This window comes from uncultured Clostridium sp., from assembly GCF_937920395.1.
Taxonomy (GTDB): domain Bacteria; phylum Bacillota; class Clostridia; order Clostridiales; family Clostridiaceae; genus Clostridium_AD.
This window is the reverse complement of record NZ_CALEVF010000079.1, coordinates 1-4,947: the sequence shown is the minus strand read 5'-3', so window position 1 is coordinate 4,947 and position 4,947 is coordinate 1. Positions and strand designations below refer to the sequence as shown.

The following is a 4,947-nucleotide window of genomic DNA, read 5'->3' as shown; positions in this document are numbered from 1 at the left end:
TAACGGCTTAAAAGTTAGGCGGTTCAATGATTGCAGAATTGCGCAATCGGCTAATCTAAATAAATTAAAAAGGAGTAAATATTATGGGCTATAGTGTTACTATGGATAATCATAAAGAACATTTTAATATTCAGCTAACGAATACAAAGGGTTGTACTTATTGTAAGGATGGCAAACAACTACTAGGTACAACAGGGGATAATAATTGGTATATTGATGATAGTAAAAATGAAATTCATTCTGAGAGGGATGATATATCATTTCAAACGATTAAGATTGATTATTGTCCTATGTGTGGTAGAAAGTTAACTTAGTTACTAAGCTAAAAAATAAGTAATAAAAGTATGCAAAAACGTCAGGAAATTATAAAATATATATTTTTGAGTGATGGAGCAATTCATCACTTAAAAATATTTTAAAATTTAATATTGAATATATTTGGTAATATAAAATCATAAACTAAATGAGTGAGAGCGAAAACAAATCCGCCAAATAAGGCACCAACAATGCAACCGTTTATACGAATTCCATGAAGTTCATTTCCGGCCTTTTTTATTATAAAATCATTTAAAGTGTTATCATCCATGTTATTTAATACTTGTTTAACTATAGCTCCAACATTTTGATATTTGGATTCAATAAATTTGAATATTGATTTTTTAATAAAGTCATCCATAGTTTTTTTATTAGTACTATCATTTTTTAGATTGTTAAAACTAAATTGTAATTCTTTTTTTATCCATGAAACGATAGAGATAATATCTTTTTTACCTAATAAACTTTTTTCTGATTTATCAGAATTATTTAGATAATTATTGCTTAAATAAACTTGTTTTTTAGTAATAATCTCTAAAATATTTTTAATTATTACATTTAAATAGTCCTTTAGTGAAATTTCTTCAATTATGTTTATCTTCCATTCATCTATGCAGCTTTTAACATAATCATCCTTATTTGCTTTTTTAAATAATAATGTTATTTGCTCAATTATTTCTAGTCTTAATATATCATCTTCATTTTTTAAATTTGTAACAAGTAAATTCGCTTGTTTAAGAATTGATGTTGAAATGTCGGAAGTATTTATTGCATTAACGGATTCTAAAATACCTATGATTTTTTTCATAAAGAGATTGTTTGCTTCTTTTTTTAATATTTCATTGGAGAATTTATTTAATATTTTAAATGTTTCTTTATTATTTATATATTCAATTACATTGTCTAATATTATGTTAAATAATTCTTTGAATTCTTCACTTTCTACTCCAAATGTGATAGCTTTATTAATATAAACGGATATTTCTATGGGCTCAATTTTTTGCTTGAGATTTGTTTCTAAAAATAAAGCAAATTTTAGAGTATCTATACAACTTAGTTTTTCTATAAAATAGTCTATTAGTTCTTCATATAATTGACTCTTCATTCTTACATTTTTATCAATAAATTCAATTAATCTATCAGCTATATTAATTTCGTCTATTTTATTTTTCAATATCTTTTTACTTAACAATTCATTTTGAACCATGTTAGCTACGGCATCTACTATAATCATTCTGTTTTTAGAAATTATAGCAGTATGAGATGCTATTATAGGTATTTTTCCTACTAAAAATGGTTCTTTAAATAACGCAGTTATGGCAAACCAATCAGCGATAGCACCAACAAGGGCTGCTTCAATTATAAAACTTAGCATTTCAAAATATTCATTGCTTCCAAAATTCATTTTAACAAGAGTGATTATTATAACTAATGATATAAGTAAGGCAACTGATAAATCTGCTATTTTTTTATTTTTCATCATATTTATACTCCTATACTGTGCTTTATAATATATATTATGATACCAACTATTCCACCAACAAGAGAGCCGTTAATTCGTATAAGCTGTAAGTCATTCCCAGCATTTGATTCTATTAGTTCAATTAACATTGTATCTGAGTATTTGCTAAGGTTCTCTTTTACTATTTTACCAACGTTTTTATGTTTAGCATCTATAAATTTATATATTAGACCTTTTAAAAATAAGTCAACTCTTTTTTGTGTATCGAGATTATCAGATAGATTATTTATCCAATTATCTATGATAACAAAGGGTTTATTATATAAATCCTCATTTTTAAGAATTTTATTACCTACGTTTTCACAAATTAAATTAATATATTCTTTAACTTTGACGGTTTTTAAAAACTCCAGTTTCCAATTCCTGATTTTTAACCTGTAATCACTATTATTTTTAAAATCATCTAACTTGTTAGAAATAAACTTATCAAGTAATAATCTATTCTCATTATTAGGTTTCTTTATATTGCCGAGGAAATCTTTGATTTTTTCTTGGATACCAATTGCTAAATTATTATTTCCTTTAAATCTATCAACAAATTTCTTCCGTTTGCTCTCGCCTTCATATGAAGCACGTGCATCAATTATAAAATTAATAAGTATATCTTTAAAATCATCCCTTTGAGAATACAGTATTAATTCATCTATGATAAATTCATAAACTTTATCCTTATACTCAGTTTTAAAAGAAACTTCAATAATTGAACTTATTAATTTATGCAAATCAGTCTTTTTCAAAATATTTAGAGTTAAATCGGAAGCGATTTTAAAAAACTCATCTTTGTTTATTTTTTTTATATTATCTTTTATCATTAATCTAAGTATATTTTTTATATACTCCATTTCAGTATTATTTTTTACTAATTCAATAACGAGCCTTGAAGTATCATACTTACCAATTAATTTTATTAATGTATCCTTAGATAATAATTCATCACTTACCATATTAGATAGACCATCGAAAATCTTTTGTTTATTCTTTGGAATAGTTTTTTTTAGTAATTTATTGATACCCCACCAATCAGCAAATCCACCAATCATAGAAGCACAACTTCCACTATAAATAAGGCCACCTATAAAAGTTTTATGAAAGGGATAGCTAAGGATATAAATGCTAGAAGCTAAAATTAAAATTAATGTTGCTTTATAACGATTCACTTTGAACCCTACTTTCTTTACATGATTTATTTTAATAAAATTGATTATATTTACATTTGAGTTATTATTAAATGTTAGTCCATATAATTTAGCATACCACCCTTAGGGGAAAAGGACAATTTCTTGTGAGTAAAAGTATCAAGAATATAGAATGTTGATGTTTTTTGAATACTATTTTAAAAATGTCAACATATAGTACAATAGTATGTTAATATCATTTATATAATAAAATATAATATGTAAATGATAAAGGGGGAAAATTATGATTCCGTACACATTATTAATTATAGCAGGTATAGTAGTTGTCGTACTAATTTTAATTATTTATGGCATAGGAGCTACAAGCATAGGGTCAGATGAAGTAGGTATTGTTGAAAAATGGTGGAGCTCAGGTGGGTCAGTGCCGGCTGATGGTCTTATAGCGCTTAAAGGAGAAGCAGGTTACCAACCAGAAGTATTAAGGGCTGGTGTTCATTTCAAAACACCTTTTAAATACAAGGTTAAAAAGGTAAGACTCGTAACTATACCACAAGGTCAAATAGCTTATGTGTTTTCAAGGTCTGGAGAAGGTTTAGGAGAGGGACAAACTTTAGGTAAGGTTGTGCCACAAAGTAAGTCATTTCAAGACGTTGTAGCATTTTTAAATAATGGTGGGCAAAAGGGACCGCAAAGGCAAATCCTTCGTGAGGGTACTTACGCATTTAATTTAGCCCAATTTATTATAATTACGAAAGACAGAGTACACTCAATATATACTTCGAAAGAAGAAACAGCTCAAATAGAAACAATGAGAAGTGATTTAGCTAAAGATAGTGGATTTAACCCTGTAGTTATATCAAGTTCAAAAGTTTCGGAGCAATATAATCAACAGGATGATGGTAGTGAAATTGACGCTGTATATAAAAAAATAGGTAACAAGTCAATTAGCCGTGATACTATAGGTATTGTAACTATTAATGAGGGGCCAACACCTGACAATGGAGCAATTATAGCACCTATTGTTGGCGATGGTATAGATAATGAATTTTATCATAACAATTTTCAAGAACCAGAGAAATTTTTAGCGGCAGATGGTAGAAAGGGTAAGCAGATGCAAGTTCTTACGGATGGAGTTTATTTCATTAATAGAATGTTTGCAACTGTTGATATAGTACCTAAAAGCATAATAGATATTGGTTATGTAGGGGTTGTGGTAAGTTATTTTGGTGATAAAGGTGAAGATGTTTCAGGAACTGGGTACTCTCATGGAGAACTAGTAGAGCAGGGGAAAAAAGGTATCTGGAGAGATTCTATGATGCCAGGAAAGTATGCATTTAATACTTATGCTGGTAAAGTTGTTCCAGTGCCTACTACTAATGTAATACTCAAGTGGATTAGTGGGCAGTCTGGAGTGCACAAGTTGGATGACAATTTAAAAGAAATCAGTTTGATAACTAAGGATGCTTTTGAACCTAATTTACCGCTAACAGTAGTGTTTAACATTGATTATAGAAAAGCGTCATCAGTTATACAAAGGTTTGGGGATATTAAAATGCTTATAGAACAATCTCTTGATCCAATGGTAGCTGGTTACTTTAAGAATATCGGACAAACAAAAACGCTTATTGAACTAGTTCAAGATAGAAGTCAGATTCAACAACAGGCAGCAGATGAAATGAAGACTAAGTTTAAACTATATGATTTAGAGCTACAAGAGGTATTAATTGGAACACCAGCTGCATCTGTTAGTGATACAAGAATTGAAAAAATTCTTGCACAGTTAAGAGATAGACAAGTAGCTATGGAAGAAATTAAGACAAATGAAGCTAAGCAAAAATCTGCTGAAAAGCAAAGAGAATTAAATGAGGCAGAGGCAAAAGCAATGGCTCAATCAGCGCTTACACAGTCAAGTATTGATATAGAAGTTGCTGATAATAAGGGTAAATCTGAATTAAGACTTGCTGAGCAGTTAGC

The 4,947-nt window shown here is 28.5% G+C and carries 4 protein-coding genes; 2 read left to right on the top strand and 2 right to left on the bottom strand.

Annotated elements, in window-relative coordinates; translation table 11 throughout:
• Nucleotides 1-83 precede the first annotated feature (83 nt).
• The gene (locus Q0649_RS08435) at nt 84-314 is read left to right on the top strand and encodes a hypothetical protein (RefSeq protein ID WP_298840195.1); all 231 of its coding nucleotides are present in this window, start codon (nt 84-86) and stop codon (nt 312-314) included.
• 101 nt (nt 315-415) lie between these two features.
• Here the strand turns inward: Q0649_RS08435 and Q0649_RS08430 are convergent, their stop codons facing one another.
• Nucleotides 416-1,798, bottom strand: coding sequence for a DUF445 domain-containing protein (locus Q0649_RS08430; RefSeq protein ID WP_298840192.1), 1,383 nt, complete (start codon nt 1,796-1,798; stop codon nt 416-418).
• A 2-nt stretch (nt 1,799-1,800) separates the two neighbouring features.
• Nucleotides 1,801-2,994 (bottom strand): DUF445 domain-containing protein, encoded by a 1,194-nt coding sequence (locus Q0649_RS08425; protein ID WP_298840189.1) that lies wholly within the window; start codon nt 2,992-2,994, stop codon nt 1,801-1,803.
• Between the two features lie 262 nt (nt 2,995-3,256).
• Here Q0649_RS08425 and Q0649_RS08420 point away from each other — a divergent pair.
• Nucleotides 3,257-4,947: SPFH domain-containing protein (locus Q0649_RS08420; RefSeq protein ID WP_298840186.1), on the top strand; the 1,691-nt coding region annotated here is incomplete at its 3' end.

What these genes read in the sequence shown, in the direction of transcription:
- Q0649_RS08430 (WP_298840192.1), bottom strand. Translation starts at nt 1,798, where the DNA reads ATGATGAAAAATAAAAAAATAGCAGATTTATCAGTTGCCTTACTTATA.
- Q0649_RS08435 (WP_298840195.1), top strand. Translation starts at nt 84, where the DNA reads ATGGGCTATAGTGTTACTATGGATAATCATAAAGAACATTTTAATATT.